The sequence below is a fragment of the Pseudomonas sp. FDAARGOS_380 genome (assembly GCF_002591235.1).
GTDB classification, from domain to species: Bacteria; Pseudomonadota; Gammaproteobacteria; order Pseudomonadales; family Pseudomonadaceae; genus Aquipseudomonas; species Aquipseudomonas salmasensis.
This window is the reverse complement of sequence record NZ_CP023969.1, coordinates 2,901,867-2,917,408: the sequence shown is the minus strand read 5'-3', so window position 1 is coordinate 2,917,408 and position 15,542 is coordinate 2,901,867. Positions and strand designations below refer to the sequence as shown.

10 protein-coding genes are annotated in these 15,542 nt (G+C 58.4%); 2 read left to right on the top strand and 8 right to left on the bottom strand.

The window, feature by feature from the left end; all coding sequences use genetic code 11:
• Positions 1-60 precede the first annotated feature (60 nt).
• Positions 61-1,077, top strand: a complete 1,017-nt coding sequence (locus CRN80_RS13740; RefSeq protein WP_089042459.1) for a class I SAM-dependent rRNA methyltransferase — start codon at positions 61-63, stop codon at positions 1,075-1,077.
• A gap of 88 nt (positions 1,078-1,165) precedes the next feature.
• On the top strand, positions 1,166-4,087 hold the full coding sequence (locus CRN80_RS13735) for a DUF748 domain-containing protein (RefSeq protein ID WP_098950352.1): 2,922 nt from the start codon (positions 1,166-1,168) through the stop codon (positions 4,085-4,087).
• 415 nt (positions 4,088-4,502) lie between these two features.
• Here the strand turns inward: CRN80_RS13735 and CRN80_RS13725 are convergent, their stop codons facing one another.
• From CRN80_RS13725 to nusA, 8 genes are all read right to left on the bottom strand, one after another.
• A complete protein-coding gene (locus tag CRN80_RS13725) occupies positions 4,503-5,804 on the bottom strand; it encodes an IS4 family transposase (protein WP_098952610.1) in 1,302 nt (433 codons plus the stop codon).
• 594 nt (positions 5,805-6,398) lie between these two features.
• Positions 6,399-7,019, bottom strand: a complete 621-nt coding sequence (locus tag CRN80_RS13720) for a BON domain-containing protein (protein ID WP_047711795.1) — start codon at positions 7,017-7,019, stop codon at positions 6,399-6,401.
• 295 nt (positions 7,020-7,314) lie between these two features.
• Entirely contained in the window at positions 7,315-9,420 is a 2,106-nt protein-coding gene (gene pnp, locus CRN80_RS13715; RefSeq protein WP_003194180.1) for a polyribonucleotide nucleotidyltransferase, read from the bottom strand.
• Positions 9,421-9,616: 196 nt separating this feature from the next.
• Positions 9,617-9,886, bottom strand: a complete 270-nt coding sequence (gene rpsO / locus CRN80_RS13710; RefSeq protein WP_003177875.1) for a 30S ribosomal protein S15 — start codon at positions 9,884-9,886, stop codon at positions 9,617-9,619.
• 115 nt (positions 9,887-10,001) lie between these two features.
• A complete protein-coding gene (gene truB / locus CRN80_RS13705; RefSeq protein WP_014719950.1) occupies positions 10,002-10,919 on the bottom strand; it encodes a tRNA pseudouridine(55) synthase TruB in 918 nt (305 codons plus the stop codon).
• A 3-nt stretch (positions 10,920-10,922) separates the two neighbouring features.
• The gene (gene rbfA / locus CRN80_RS13700) at positions 10,923-11,318 is read right to left on the bottom strand and encodes a 30S ribosome-binding factor RbfA (protein ID WP_098950351.1); all 396 of its coding nucleotides are present in this window, start codon (positions 11,316-11,318) and stop codon (positions 10,923-10,925) included.
• Positions 11,319-11,477: 159 nt separating this feature from the next.
• Positions 11,478-13,994 (bottom strand): translation initiation factor IF-2, encoded by a 2,517-nt coding sequence (gene infB / locus CRN80_RS13695; RefSeq protein ID WP_003194185.1) that lies wholly within the window; start codon positions 13,992-13,994, stop codon positions 11,478-11,480.
• Between the two features lie 27 nt (positions 13,995-14,021).
• Positions 14,022-15,503 carry a transcription termination factor NusA gene (gene nusA / locus CRN80_RS13690; RefSeq protein ID WP_003194187.1) on the bottom strand — a complete coding sequence of 494 codons (1,482 nt, stop codon included), beginning with the start codon at positions 15,501-15,503 and terminating at the stop codon, positions 14,022-14,024.
• Positions 15,504-15,542: the final 39 nt, after the last annotated feature.

Here is a 15,542-nt window from a genome sequence, read left to right as displayed (position 1 = left end):
GGTTAGCTGTTAAACTTCGCGCCCCCTTTTTCTTATTCATCTGCAAGCAAGGCGCGCTCCATGACTCCCTTGAATCAGGCGCTGCGCGCCGCCCTCGATCACCGCCAAGACCTGATCAACACGCTGCACGCCCAGGGTACGGACTGCTATCGGCTGTTCCACGGCAGCCAGGAAGGCGCTGGTGGCTTGACCATCGACCGCTACGGCCCACAATTGCTGGTACAAAGCTTCCACCAGTCCCTGGAAACGGCAGACCTGCTGGACCTGCACCAATTGATCAACCAATACATGGGCCTGGAATTGTTGCTGGTGTACAACGACCGTGCCCGCGGCAACTCGCGTATCGACCGCGAAGACACGGTGTACCGCGCCGAGCCTGGCGCTTTGGAAGACCTGGTAGGCCACGAGTGGGGCCTCAATTACCGTGTGCGTGGGCGCCACGCCGGGCAAGACCCGCTGCTGTTCCTAGACCTGCGTAACACCCGGGGCTGGGTCAAGGACCACAGCGCCGGCAAAAGCGTGCTGAACCTGTTCGCCTATACCTGCGGCGTCGGTTTGAGCGCTGCAGCAGGCGGCGCACGCGAGGTGTGCAACCTGGATTTTGCCGAGGGCAACCTGGCGGTGGGGCGTGAAAACGGCCAGCTCAACCCGCAGTTGCCGAGCATGGAGTTTGTGCAGTCCGATTACTTCCCGGCGATTCGTCAACTGGCGGGCCTGCCCATCACCCAGCGGCGCGGGCAGAAACTGCCGAGCTATCCACGCCTGGAGCAGCGCCAGTACGACCTGGTACTGCTCGATCCTCCCGCCTGGGCCAAGAGCGCTTTCGGCACCGTCGATTTGTTGCGCGACTATCAAAGCCTGCTCAAACCCGCACTGCTGGCCACCGCCGACAATGGCGTGCTGATTTGCTGCAACAACCTGGCAAAGGTCAGCATGGAGGACTGGCGTGAGCAGGTGCTGCGCTGCGCAGAAAAAGCCGGGCGCCCGGTACGCGAGTGGCAAGTGATAACACCCGGGGCCGACTTTCCTTCCAGGGACCAACAGCCTCCGCTGAAGACCCTGATCCTGCACTTGTAGGAAGTTTCCCAGCGCCCACGGTTCTTCGGAACCGAATTCCCGTGCCATACTCCAAGGCACTCTCGTTCGACACAGATGGCGTTCACCCATGCCCAAAGGATTGATCCGCGCCGTAGGCGCCTTGTTGACCGCCCTTGCTTTGTACAGCTTGCTGGGCTTTCTGATATTACCCGGCATCGCCCTTCGCATTGCCAACCAACAGTTGGCCAACTACGCCACAGTGCCGGCGCGAATCGAGCGTATCGAACTCAACCCCTTCAGCCTGGAACTGACGCTGTGGGGCCTGAAGATTGGTGAGCCGGGCAAAGAGCAAGTGGGTTTCGAACGCCTCTACGCCAACCTGCAGATCGACAGCCTCTGGACCCGCGCCCTGCACCTGGCCGATGTGCAACTGGACAAGCCCAAGACCGAACTGCTGTTCGACAAGTCCGGCCAACTGAACCTGGCGCAGCTGTTCAAACTGCCGCCGAGCGAGCCAACCCCGGCCGATCCTGATGCCAAGCCGTTCCCACTGCGTATCGACAGCATCAAGCTGGCCGGTGGTAACGTGCATTTCCAGGACTTGCGCCCCAGCGAACCCATCGAATTCCTCTACGACGAACTCGACTTCGAGCTGAAAAACCTCAGCACGTTGCCCGACGACAATGCCGACATGACCCTGGTCGCCGCGGGCCCCGAAGGGGGTCAGATCGACTGGAAAGGCAACTTCAGCCTGGTACCGATCACCTCCGAAGGCACCTTGAAGGTTACCGACGGCAAGATGAAAGCCTGGTGGCCGTATGTGCGTGACGCCCTGCCACTGGTGCTGGAAGACGGGGTGCTCAACTTCAGCACTGACTACAAATTCAGCCTGGCCAAAGAGACCGAGCTGAACCTGACCAACACCGCCGCCAGCATCGCCCCCTTTGCGATCAAGGCCCCCGATGGCCGGCCACTGGCACGCCTGGAACGACTGGACGTCAGCGAAACCACGGTAGACCTGGCCAAGCAGCAGGTGGTTGTCGGCAAGATCCGCAGCAACAAGCTGGAAACCTGGGCCACCCGTGAGGCCGATGGCCAATTGGACTGGCAAAAACTATTCGCCAGCCAACCGAGCAAGCCTGCCAAGGCATCGGAGCCAGCCGCTGCCGACGCGCCTTCGGCGCAACCGGCGGCCCCGAGCAAGCCGTGGCAAGTGCTGCTCAAGGATGTGCAACTGCGTAACTACCAGGTGCACCTGGCCGACCGCCAGGCTAAACCCGCTGTCGCGCTGGAACTGGGCCCGTTGAATGTCGACGTACAGAACTTCGACAGCCTCAACCAGAGCCCCTTTGCCTTGAAGATCGACACCGGCCTGGGCAAACAAGGCAAGATCCAGGCAACCGGCGAGGTTAACCTCAACCCCGTCAGCGCCAAGCTGAAAGTGAACACCCAGGACATCGACCTGCGGGTCGCCCAGGCCTATATCAGCCCGTTTATTCGCCTGGAATTGCGCAGCGGCATGCTGGGCAGCAACCTGGACGTGAACCTCAAAAGCACCGAGCCACTGGCCCTTCAAGTCACCGGCCGCGCCCAGGTTGACCAGTTGCATACCCTGGACACCCTCAAGACCCGCGACTTCCTCAAATGGCAACGCCTGGTGCTGGAGGGCGTGAACTACCAGCACGGCCAAAGCCTGTCGATCGACAAGGTCAACCTGTTGCAGCCGTATGCGCGCTTCATGATCAACGAAGATCGCACCACCAACATCGACGACCTGCTGATCCCGCAGCCCGCCGACAGCGGCAGCAAGTCGGCCGCCAAACCTGCCGCCAGCAACGAGAAGCCCTTGGGCATTCATATCGGCCAGATCGCGATCAACGACGGTTCGGCCAACTTTGCCGACTTCAGCCTCACGCCCAACTTTGCCACCGCGATTCAACAGCTCAACGGCCAGATTGGCACCATCGACAGTCGCCAGGCCAAACCGGCCAGCGTCGACATCAAGGGCAAGGTGGACCGTTATGCGCCAGTGACGATCAAGGGCAGCGTGAACCCGTTTGACCCGATGGCCGCGTTGGACATCGCCACCAGCTTCAAGCGTGTCGAGCTGACCAACCTGACACCTTACTCGGGCAAGTTCGCAGGCTTCCGCATCCGCAAGGGCCGCTTGAATCTCGATTTGCACTACGTGATCACCAAAGGCCAGTTGAAGGCTGAAAACAAAGTGGTGGTCGAGCAACTGCAACTGGGTGAGAAGGTCGACAGTTCCGATGCCGTCGACTTACCGATTCGCCTGGCTGTCGCCCTGCTCAAGGACTCCGACGGCAAGATCTCCATCGAACTGCCGGTAAGCGGCGACCTGAACAACCCACAATTCAGCGTGATGCCGATTGTATGGCAGACCCTGCGTAACCTCGTGGTGCGCGCGGCAACAGCGCCCTTCAAGTTCATTGGCGGGCTGGTCACCGGTGGCGGCTCTGAAGACTTGGGCAATGTGTCGTTCGCCGCAGGCTCCAGTGAGCTGAACAAAGACGCCGAAGGCGCCCTGAACACCCTGGCCAAGGCGCTGAAAGAACGCCCTGCCCTGCGCCTGGAAATTGAAGGCACGGCCGCTGCCAGCAGCGACGGGCCATTCCTGGCCGCACAGCGACTGGAACGTGAATACCAATACAACTACTACAAGATCCTCCAGCGCCGTGGCGACAAAGTCCCGGCCCAGGCCTCGTTGCTTGAAGTGCCAGAGAAGGAAAAAGCACCCTTGCTGGAAGGCATCTACCGCACCCGTCTCAAACAGCAACCCCCGGCCGAATGGAAGGACCTGGGCAGCGATGAGCGCTCGGCGAAGCTCAAGGACGGCGTGATCAAGTTCTGGAGTGGCAGTGACGTGCTACTGCGCCAGTTGGGGCAAGACCGAGCCAGCACTATCAAGGATTACCTGGTAGACAAGGGCCAGTTGGAAGATGACCGCGTGTACTTCATCGATGCGCAGCTGGGGCAGGCCGAGAAAGATGGCCGAGTGATCACTCCTATGCACCTGGATGCTGAGTAACTTCTAAGCACCGCCCATCCTAATGTGGGAGCTGGCTTGTGCGATAGCATCACCTCGGTGCAACTGAATGACCGAGGTGCCCACATCGCAGCATAGGCATCTACACAACTTTGTAGGTTGCAGCAGCCAACGGTAACCACGATGCGAAGCGAGCCGCTCTTGATCTTGATCTGCTTTTGATCTCAAGCGCCCCGTTAAACCACGCTGGCCGGAATTCGACAGGGATTTGGGGGGTAAACCGGCAGGGATGCCGGTTTAGCCGCCCCGCGCCATGGATGGCGCGTGGCGGCGGCCCCCCAAATCACTGGCGGATTACGGGCACACCGAGCCTAAGCGAGGTGCCGAGTGGTGGGGCAAGAGCGTTTTGCTTACTTTTGCGCTTTTCAAAAGTGAGCCGCTGTCAGAGCCAGCCCTTTCAAGGTCTTTTCGTTTTGGCAGCCTTGATTACCCTGTCCGTTGAAACATGCGCATTCACCGCCGTGCCTTGCACCCATGTCTTGGGTTTAGGCACCTTGGGGCCGCGGGGGCTTTTCGCAACTTGTTTGGGTTGGATGTTTCTGGCCAGCTCCAACAAACGCTGGGCCAACTTTTCCACAGGGATGGCGGGAAGATATTCCGAGGGCAGTGCAATCTGCATTCCCTCATAACCACTCCTGACCTGGACCGCCAAGTGATAGATCGAGGCTTCCCAGCCATCAGGCTGGGTCTCCCGATGGGCTTGCTCCACGCTTCGCTTGAGTACGGCCAGGACGTTGTAGGCCAACACTGCCGTAGTGAACCCGAGCAAGGCGGCCTTTGGGCTGCCGAGAGTTTCGATTTCACTTTCCAGGATCGCTTCCAGTCGCTGGAACATACCTTCAATGCTCCAGCGGCGGCGATAGAGTTGCGCGATCTGCTCAGCGCTGACGCTTTCAGGCAAGTTGCTCCAGAACATCAAGCTGCTGTCACCCGAGTCTGTTGGCGAATGAAGCGTCAGTTCGACGCGCCGACATTGGTAACCGCCTCTGACCTGGATGATCTGCTCACGCACAGAGCCTGTTTCCACAGGCACGGGTTCTTGCCACTCACCCTCTTGAATCAGGCGTGGATGTTTGGCTTGCTGGCGAATGACAAAGGACGTCTGGACCTGCTCACAAGCTTCCATTACCGGAAGCGTGCAGTAGAGTCGGTCAGCCAGCCACACCTGGCCCGGTTCAGCATTAGCCAACAGAGGCAACACGCAAACGCGCTCGCTGGCGTAGGCATCCTCACATGCCTGAAGGTCGATGACCTGATCGAGATCAGGATCGTAGACCACTACCGAAAAACCGGGACGAGCCGCACCTCGCTCCTGGCGTAAAGCCCCCAGACGCTTCTCAGTGGATGCCAGGTGATTGCCATCTACCACGCGAACCTGCCAGTCCGGCAGCATCGTCGTGCAACCCAGTTCTTTGATGGTTGGAGTCAGTCGTTGCGCACTACCGGTGACCAGAGCGCGCAATAGCGCGGGTTCAGTACGACTGATCTTGTCGTAAAGCGCCGCCAAGCTGACAGGGAGATCTTCCAGTTGCCGCGCGGCGGCGTGCAGGGATGGCTTCAAGCCCAATGAAACAAGGGACATCAGCTTGATTATGGTCGAGAACAGTAGTTCACGAGAATACTGCCGTTGCCGATGTTCTTCGAAGACCTGATCGACCCACTCAGGGGCAATAGCTTGTTCCAGCGCCAATTTGGCCATGACGCTGGCAGGTGCTTTTTTCTCGAAACGCGCTAGAACATCGGCCCACATCGTTTGGGATCCCTGAATGAAATTTCAGGGGATTTTACCGAAGACCTTGAAAGGGATGGCTGTCAGAGCGGAACCCTAAGCAGCCGTTACCGCAGCAATGGATATGTACACAATCCAACTGTGTTGACTGCCAGGCCGCCTTCGCGAGCAAGCCCGCTCCCACAGTAGGATCGTTGGAGTGTCAGGTAGCTGGGCGTCGGCTGTCAGGCCGTCTTCGCAGGCAAGCCAGCTCCCACATTTGGATCGTGGTGTGTCAGGCACATCTGCGTCGATTGGTAGGCCGTCACGGGAGCAAGCTCCCTCGCCACAGGTTCAGCGTCGCTGCGAAGTTGTGTAGACACCTATGCGTATCGCAGGCAGCTCCCACATTTTTTGGGCCTGATCATTCTGTTTCAGCCTGAAATAGAACAGGCCCCGACACAAGTGCCGGGGCCTGTAATGACCACATCCGTGTGGTCGGTCGCATGAACTCCAGAGGTGCGTCAGGTGGATATCTAACTCACCCTAAGCCGCCGCTATTCAGTCCAAACGAAACGTTCAGCATTACTCTGCTTTCAGGCCATCGGCCGATACAGCTTTAACGCCTTTGATTTTCTTGGTGATCTCTACAGCGGTTGCTTTCTGCGCAGCAGTCACAGCGGTAGGCGACGACAGGGATACAACACCCTTGTTGGTTTCAACCTTGATGTCGGTGCCAGGAATACCTTTTTCAGTTACCAGGTCAGCCTTCACTTTGGTAGTGATCCAGGTATCGCTGGTGGTCTCTTTAGCGTCGTGGGCAGCGCCTTTGGTTTTGTCGATGCCGTCAGCCTTGGTAGCACCGCCAGCCAGCAGGCCGTCAGCGGAAACTGCAGTCACACCTTTGATTTTCTTGGTGATGGCTACAGCAGTAGCTTTCTGCGAATCCGAGATAGCGACGTCGGAGGACAGGGAAACCACACCTTTGTTGGTCTCAACCTTGATGTCCGAACCTGGAATGCCTTTTTCGGTCAGCAGGTCAGCTTTGACTTTAGTGGTGATCCAAGTATCCGAAACGCTTTCCTTAGCCTTGGTCGCTTCACCGGCCGCCAAAGTCATAGGGGCTTGGGAAGTCTGAGCAAAGGCTACGTTAGCACCCATGGCCAGGGTCAGAGCGGTAGCAGTAGCGAGAGCGAACTTCTTCATACGAGTAACTCCTGTTTTATTAAAAGTCTGCAGACGTAAACCTTCATGCTGCAGCGCTACCAGGGATATTGCAGGCAGTGTGCCAAGTTACCGAGCAGATTAAATCCCTTATTAAACAATGACTTATGAAAAGCATGAATTTTCGAAATCGTGCAACTTGCATGAAGCGCATCGTGCCTGCATGCAAGTTGCGGCTTTTGGGCTGCGCTAAACAGCTGATTCTGCTTCATTTTCTTGCGCCCATAAAAAAAGGACTCCGAAGAGTCCTTTTTTTCAGCGTAAAGCCTGCGGGTGTTTAAACGCCCGAAGCCTTGGCTGCTGCAACGTCCTTGATGGACAGCTTGATACGGCCGCGGTTGTCCACGTCCAGTACCAGCACTTCCACTTCCTGGCCTTCTTTCAGAATGTCGGTCACTTTCTCAACGCGAGCATCGCTCAGCATGGAGATGTGAACCAGACCGTCTTTGCCCGGGAGGATGTTGACGAACGCGCCGAAGTCGACGATGCGCTCAACCTTGCCGACGTAGATTTTGCCGATCTCGGCTTCAGCGGTGATACCCAGGACGCGCTGGCGTGCTGCTTCAGCCGCTTCCTTGGTTTCGCCGAAGATCTTGATCGAGCCGTCGTCTTCGATGTCGATCGAAGCCTTGGTTTCTTCACAGATCGCACGGATCGTCGCGCCGCCTTTACCGATAACATCACGGATTTTGTCGGTGTCGATTTTCATCGCGATCATGGTCGGAGCATTTTCCGACAGTTCGGTGCGGGACTGACCAATGATCTGGTTCATCTGGCCGAGGATGTTCAGGCGCGCTTCCAGGGCTTGGCCCAGAGCGATCTCCATGATCTCTTCGGTGATGCCTTTGATCTTGATGTCCATCTGCAGCGCGGTCACACCTTTAGCGGTACCGGCTACTTTGAAGTCCATGTCGCCCAGGTGGTCTTCGTCACCCAGGATGTCGGTCAGGATGGCGAACTTCTCGCCTTCTTTAACCAGGCCCATGGCGATACCGGCAACCGGCGCCTTCATTGGCACACCGGCGTCCATCAGTGCCAGGGAAGCACCGCAGACCGAAGCCATGGAGCTGGAACCGTTGGACTCGGTGATTTCCGATACAACACGGATGGTGTACGGGAACACGTCAGCGGCAGGCAGCATGGCCTGAACCGAACGGCGGGCCAGACGGCCGTGACCGATTTCGCGACGACCTGCACCGCCCATACGACCACACTCGCCCACCGAGAACGGAGGGAAGTTGTAGTGCAGCATGAAGGGGTCTTTTTTCTCGCCTTCCAGGGTGTCCAGCAGTTGTGCGTCACGGGCAGTACCCAGGGTCGCAACGACCAGGGCCTGGGTTTCGCCACGGGTGAACAGCGCCGAACCGTGGGTCTTGGGCAGTACGCCGACTTCGATGTTCAGCGGGCGTACGGTGCGGGTGTCGCGACCGTCGATACGTGGCTTGCCGTTAACGATGTTTTCGCGAACGGTGCGGTATTCGATCTCACCGAAAGCCGCTTTGACTTCGCTGGAGGAAGGCTGGCCTTCTTCGCCGGACAGCTTGGCCACGACCTGGTCTTTCAACTCGCCCAGGCGAGCGTAACGGTCGGCCTTGACGGTGATGGTGTAGGCGTCGGAGATGGCAGCGCCGAACTCGGAGCGGATAGCGCCCAGCAGCTCGGTGGCTTCCGGGGCAGCAGCCCAGGTCCAGGTTGGCTTGGCAGCTTCGGCAGCCAATTCTTTAACCGCGTTGATCACAACCTGGAACTCGTCGTGAGCAAACAGTACGGCACCCAGCATCTGGTCTTCGGTCAGCTCTTTGGCTTCCGATTCAACCATCAATACGGCTTCGGACGTACCGGCAACGACCATGTCCAGGCTCGAGGCTTTCTGTTGCTCGTAAGTCGGGTTCAGCAGGTAGCCGGTGCTTTCGTGGAACGCAACGCGGGCAGCGCCGATCGGGCCATCGAAAGGAATACCGGAGATGGCCAGGGCAGCCGAGGTACCGATCATCGCAGCGATGTCCGGATCGGTCTTCTTGCTGGTGGAAACGACGGTGCAGACAACCTGCACTTCGTTCATGAAGCCTTCTGGGAACAGCGGACGGATCGGGCGATCGATCAGTCGGGAAGTCAGGGTTTCTTTCTCGGAAGGACGGCCTTCGCGCTTGAAGAAACCGCCAGGGATCTTACCGGCAGCGTAAGTCTTTTCCTGGTAGTGAACGGACAGAGGGAAGAAGCCCTTGCTCGGGTCAGCGGTCTTGGCGCCAACAACGGTCACCAATACGGTCACGTCGTCGTCAACGGTAACCAGCACTGCTCCGGAGGCTTGACGGGCGATACGGCCTGTCTCGAGGGTAACGGTCGACTGACCGAACTGGAATTTTTTGATAACCGGGTTCACGGTGTCCTACCTTCTTTGTGGCTCTTGGGGGAACTTGTCTTCTTGCGAAATTCTTGGGCAATGCCGGGAATCGGCCCGACGCTCGTCCAGGGTAAAACGTGTATCCAGATAAAACTTGAGGCTGGGAGCCTACCACGGGCCAACGGGAATCCCGATGACACGCGGCAGACAACCAACCTCTAGCGCAATCGCTTACTTAGCGACGCAGACCCAGGCGACCGATCAGAGTCTGATAACGACCCAGATCCTTGCCTTTCAGGTAGTCCAGCAGCTTACGGCGCTGGTTTACCATGCGGATCAGACCACGACGGGAGTGGTGGTCTTTACCGTTGGCCTTGAAGTGACCTTGCAGTTTGTTGATGTTGTGGGTCAGCAGTGCAACTTGCACTTCTGGCGAACCAGTGTCACCAACAGCTTGCTGATAGTCAGCTACGATTTGTGCTTTTTCTTGAACGTCGAGAGCCATGAGGCAATCCTTTTTTCAGGAAACCACCCAAAGGGCAGTTTCAACAGGCCAGGGACAAATCCCTGTATCTAAAAATGAGTGTTGACCATGCCTGTTAACAGCCACACTCGTTCGGTCATTCTGACCGAATCAGCCGACGCGGCGCGATGCGCCCGTCTTCGCTCACTTCACCGATACCGATAAAGCGACCGTTATGATCCTGTACTCGCACCATGCCGAACTTCGGGGCATCCGGGGCGCGTACCGGCTGGCCGTTGAGCCAGTAGAACGCGCTGTGCTCCGAGAAGTGCAGCAGCGGCCAATCGAGCAAACCGCTGTCCGATGGCATCAGGAAGCGATCAACCGCTTCATTGCCGCCTTCGGCATGTACCGCTTCCAACTCTTCCAGCGTGACCGTCTGGGCCAGGCTGAAAGGCCCGGCCTGGGTGCGTCGCAGTTCTGCAACGTACGCGCCGCAACCGAGCTTTTCACCAATATCTTCCACCAGGGTACGGATATAGGTGCCTTTGCTGCAGTCCACGGCCAAACGGGCAGTGTCGCCTTCACAAGCGAGCAATTCCAAGCGCGCAATAGTAACAGAACGCGGTTCGCGCTCCACTACTTCGCCCGCACGTGCCAGCTTGTAAAGTGGCTGGCCATCACGCTTGAGTGCCGAGTACATCGGCGGTATCTGACTGATTTGCCCACGAAAAGCGGGTAAGGCAGCTTCGATATCCGCACGACCAACGGTCACGTCGCGAACCTGCAAAACATCACCTTCGGCATCCGCCGTGGTGGTGGTCTTGCCCAGTTGCATCAGGGTTTCGTAACCCTTGTCGGAATCCAGCAGGTATTGCGAAAACTTGGTGGCCTCGCCAAAGCACAACGGCAATACACCGGTGGCCAATGGATCAAGGCTGCCGGTATGTCCGGCCTTCTCGGCATTGAGCAGCCAGCGAACCTTCTGCAACGCGGCATTGGAGGTAAAGCCAATGGGTTTGTCGAGCAGAATGATGCCACTGACGTTGCGACGGATACGTTTGACCTGAGCCACCGCTTACTCCTTGGCGTCGTCAGGTGTGGACGGATGCTGGCTGTCTTCAGCCACGGCGCGTTCGATCAGGGCCGACAGGTGCGCGCCACGCACGACGCTTTCGTCGTAGTGGAAGTGCAACTGCGGAACGCTGCGCAGCTTCATTTCACGGGCCAACTGCATACGCAGGAAGCCTGCGGCAGAGTTGAGCACCTTGATGCTTTGCGCGATTTCTTCGCTGTTGTCCTGCCCCATCACGGTGATGAAGATCTTGGCGTGACCCACGTCACGGCTCACTTCAACAGCGGTAATGGTGACCAGGCCAACGCGTGGGTCTTTGACTTCGCGGCGGATCAGTTGGGCCAGCTCACGCTGCATCTGATCGCCGATACGCTGGGTACGGCTGTATTCTTTTGCCATGTCTTGTTACCTGTTACTGCCACACGGTGAAACCCGTGGGGTCTGAAAGCGGCAAACGCCCGGCCTGACAAAAGCCAGACCGGGCGTTGCGTTTAGAGTCCTGACGCTGCGCGGGGCATCTGCATGCCCACACGCTGCGCGGCTCCTGAAGTGCGCGAGTTAGAGGCTGCGAGCAACCTGAACCTTCTCGAAGACTTCGATCTTGTCGCCAACCTTGACGTCGTTGTAGCTCTTGACGCCGATACCGCATTCCATGCCGGCACGTACTTCGGCAGCGTCATCCTTGAAGCGGCGCAGGGATTCCAGCTCGCCTTCGAAGATAACGATGTCTTCACGCAGTACACGGATTGGACGGTTACGGTACACAGTGCCTTCAACCACCATACAGCCGGCGATCGCACCGAATTTCGGCGAGCGGAACACGTCACGCACCTCGGCGATACCCAGGATGTTCTCCCGGACGTCGCTGCCAAGCATGCCGGTAAGGGCTTTCTTGACGTCTTCGATGATGTCGTAGATGACGTTGTAGTAACGCATGTCCAGGCCTTCCTGCTCGACGATCTTGCGAGCGCCAGCATCGGCACGCACGTTGAAGCCGAACAGTACAGCGTTGGAAGCCAGTGCCAGGTTGGCGTCGGATTCGGTGATACCACCGACACCGCCACCGACAACGCGCACTTGCACTTCGTCGTTACCCAGGCCGTTCAAGGCGCCGTTCAACGCTTCGAGGGAACCACGAACGTCAGACTTGAGGACGATGTTAAGCGTCTTCTTCTCTTCCTGGCCCATGTTCTCGAAGATGTTTTCCAGCTTGCCGGCGTGAGCACGGGCCAGCTTGACCTCGCGGAACTTGCCTTGACGGAACAGAGCCACTTCACGGGCTTTCTTCTCGTCAGCCACTACGCTCATCTCGTCGCCAGCGTCCGGCGTACCGTCCAGGCCGAGAATCTCGACTGGGATGGCAGGACCGGCTTCCTTGATTGGCTTGCCGTTCTCGTCGAGCATGGCACGTACACGGCCGTAGTTCGAACCGACCAGCACCATGTCGCCTTGGCGCAGGGTACCGTCTTGAACCAGCACGGTAGCAACCGGGCCACGGCCCTTGTCGAGACGGGACTCAACCACGACGCCACGGCCAGGAGCCGATGGAGTAGCGGTCAGTTCCAGGACTTCGGCTTGCAACAGGACTGCTTCGAGCAGTTCGTCAACGCCGGTACCCATTTTCGCCGAGACCGATACGAATGGCGTCTCGCCACCCCATTCCTCGGACGTCACGCCGTGAACCGACAGTTCGCTACGGATGCGATCGAGATCAGCGCCCGGCTTGTCGATTTTGTTCACGGCAACGACCAGAGGAACACCGGCAGCCTTGGCGTGCTGGACAGCTTCAATGGTCTGCGGCATTACGCCGTCATCCGCTGCAACCACCAGGATCACGATGTCCGTCGCCTTGGCACCACGGGCACGCATTGCGGTAAACGCGGCGTGACCTGGGGTGTCGAGGAAGGTGACCATGCCGCGCTCGGTTTCAACGTGGTATGCACCGATGTGCTGGGTAATACCACCGGCTTCGCCTGCGGCAACCTTGGCACGACGGATGTAGTCGAGCAGGGAAGTCTTACCGTGGTCAACGTGGCCCATTACGGTCACAACTGGCGCACGGGATACCGCTTCACCTTCAAACTTCAGGGACTCGGCCAGGGAATCTTCCAGGGCGGTGTCGCTGACCAGGGTCACTTTGTGGCCCAGCTCCTCAGCAACCAACTGGGCAGTTTCCTGGTCCAGTACCTGGTTGATGGTGGCTGGAGTGCCCAGCTTGAACATGAACTTGATGATTTCAGCAGCCTTGACCGACATCTGCTGGGCCAGATCGCCCACAGTGATGGTCTCGCCGATCTTCACTTCACGCACGACAGGGCCGGTTGGGCTCTGGAAACCGTGGGCGTTGCGCTTCTTCAGCTTGGCTTTACCGCGACCACCACGACGGAAGCCATCGCTTTCTTCGTCGGTGGTACGTGGGGCAACGCGTGGCGCAGGCGCTTTCTCTTTGACCGAGGCGCGGTGCGGAGCGTTTTTACGCTCGCCATCGCCACCACCACCGCGACGATTGTTGTCGTCAGCACGTGGTTTGTCCGGACGACGAGGTTCGTCGCGCTTGCGGGCGTCTGCTGCAGGAGCAGGTGCAGCGGCAGCCGGGGCAGCCTCACGCACAGCTTCAACAGGGGCGGCGACCGCGTCAGTGGCAGCAGGTTGCGCAGCAGCAGGCTGGCGACGCGCTTCTTCTTCGGCGCGACGCTTGGCTTCTTCTTCAGCCTTCTGACGTGCAGCGTTTTCTACTGCGCGACGTTCTTCCAGCTCGCGTTTGCGCTCGGCTTCGATTTCTTCCGGGCTGCGCTGTACGAAGACTTTCTTCTTGCGTACTTCAACGCTGATGCTCTTGCTACCCGCAACCCGCAGGGTGCTGGTGGTTTTGCGCTGCAATGTAATCTTGCGCGGTTCTTCCACTTTCGCCTTGTGGCTGCTCTTCAAGTGAGTCAGCAAAGACTGCTTCTCACTATCGCTCACACCTTCATCGGCGGCGGTGTGCGGCAGACCTGCCTCACGCATCTGCTGCAACAGGCGCTCTACCGGTGTTTTGACCTCATCGGCCAGTTGTTTCACCGTGACTTGCGTCATGCACTTCTCTCCTCAGGCCGCGCCTAATTACTCGAACCAATGGGCTCGGGCGGCCATGATCAACTTGCCGGCACGATCTTCGTCAATGCCGTCGATGTCGAGCAGATCGTCAATAGACTGCTCGGCCAGGTCTTCGCGGGTAATTACGCCGCGCACCGCCAGTTCCATCGCCAAATCCTTGTCCATACCCTCAAGCGAGAGCAGGTCTTCGGCCGGATGGGCGTCTGCCAGCTTTTCCTCAGTAGCGATGGCTTTAGTCAACAAACGATCCTTGGCCCGAGCGCGGAGCTCGTTGACGATATCCTCGTCAAAGCCGTCGATGTTGAGCATTTCTTCCAACGGTACGTAGGCAATCTCTTCCAGGCTGGTGAAGCCTTCATCTACCAGCACCTGTGCCAGTTCTTCATCGACTTCCAACTCTTCGATGAAGTTGCGCAGGATGTCACCGGTTTCAGCTTGCTGCTTAGCCTGGATGTCCGATTCGGTCATCACGTTCAGGGTCCAGCCGGTCAGTTGGCTGGCCAGACGCACGTTCTGACCACCACGACCAATGGCCTGAGCCAGATTGTCTGCGCCAACGGCGATGTCCATTGCATGGGCATCTTCGTCAACGATAATTGCCGCCACTTCAGCTGGCGACATGGCGTTGATCACGAACTGCGCCGGGTTATCGTCCCACAGGACGATGTCCACACGCTCACCGCCCAATTCGCCCGACACTGCCTGGACGCGCGAACCGCGCATACCGATGCAAGCGCCTTGCGGGTCGATGCGTTTGTCCTTGGAGCGGACCGCGATCTTGGCACGCGAACCCGGGTCACGGGACGCAGCCATCACTTCGATCAGGCCTTCGGCGATTTCCGGCACTTCGATACGGAACAGCTCGATCAGCATTTCCGGCGCGGTACGCGACAGGATCAACTGTGGGCCGCGGTTCTCGGTGCGGATTTCCTTGAGCAGCGCACGCAAGCGCACGCCGACACGGAAGGTTTCGCGAGAGATGATGTCTTCGCGGGCCAGCAACGCTTCGGCGTTGTTGCCCAGGTCGACGATCACGTTGTCGCGGGTAACTTTTTTCACGGTGCCAGAGATGATTTCACCCAGGCGTTCGCGATAGGCGTCAACGACTTGAGCGCGCTCGGCTTCGCGAACCTTCTGCACGATGACCTGCTTGGCGGTCTGTGCAGCAATACGGCCGAATTCGATCGACTCGATCTTTTCTTCGACAACATCGCCAACCTGAGCGCCCGGATGCGTTTGCGCAACCTTGCTTGGCCAGGTTTCGATGGCCGGATCATCAAGATCGTCCTCTTCGACCACCGTCCAGCGACGGAAAGTCTCATAGGCACCGGTGTGGCGGTTGATTTCCACACGCAGATCTACTTCGTCTTCAAAACGTTTCTTGGTAGCAGTGGCCAGGGCCAGCTCCAACGCTTCAAAAATCACGCTTGCCGGTACACCCTTTTCATTGGATACCGACTCAACAACCAGCAGTACTTCTTTGCTCATCGTACGCCTCGCCTTTCGCAAGCCATTGGATCCGCGGGA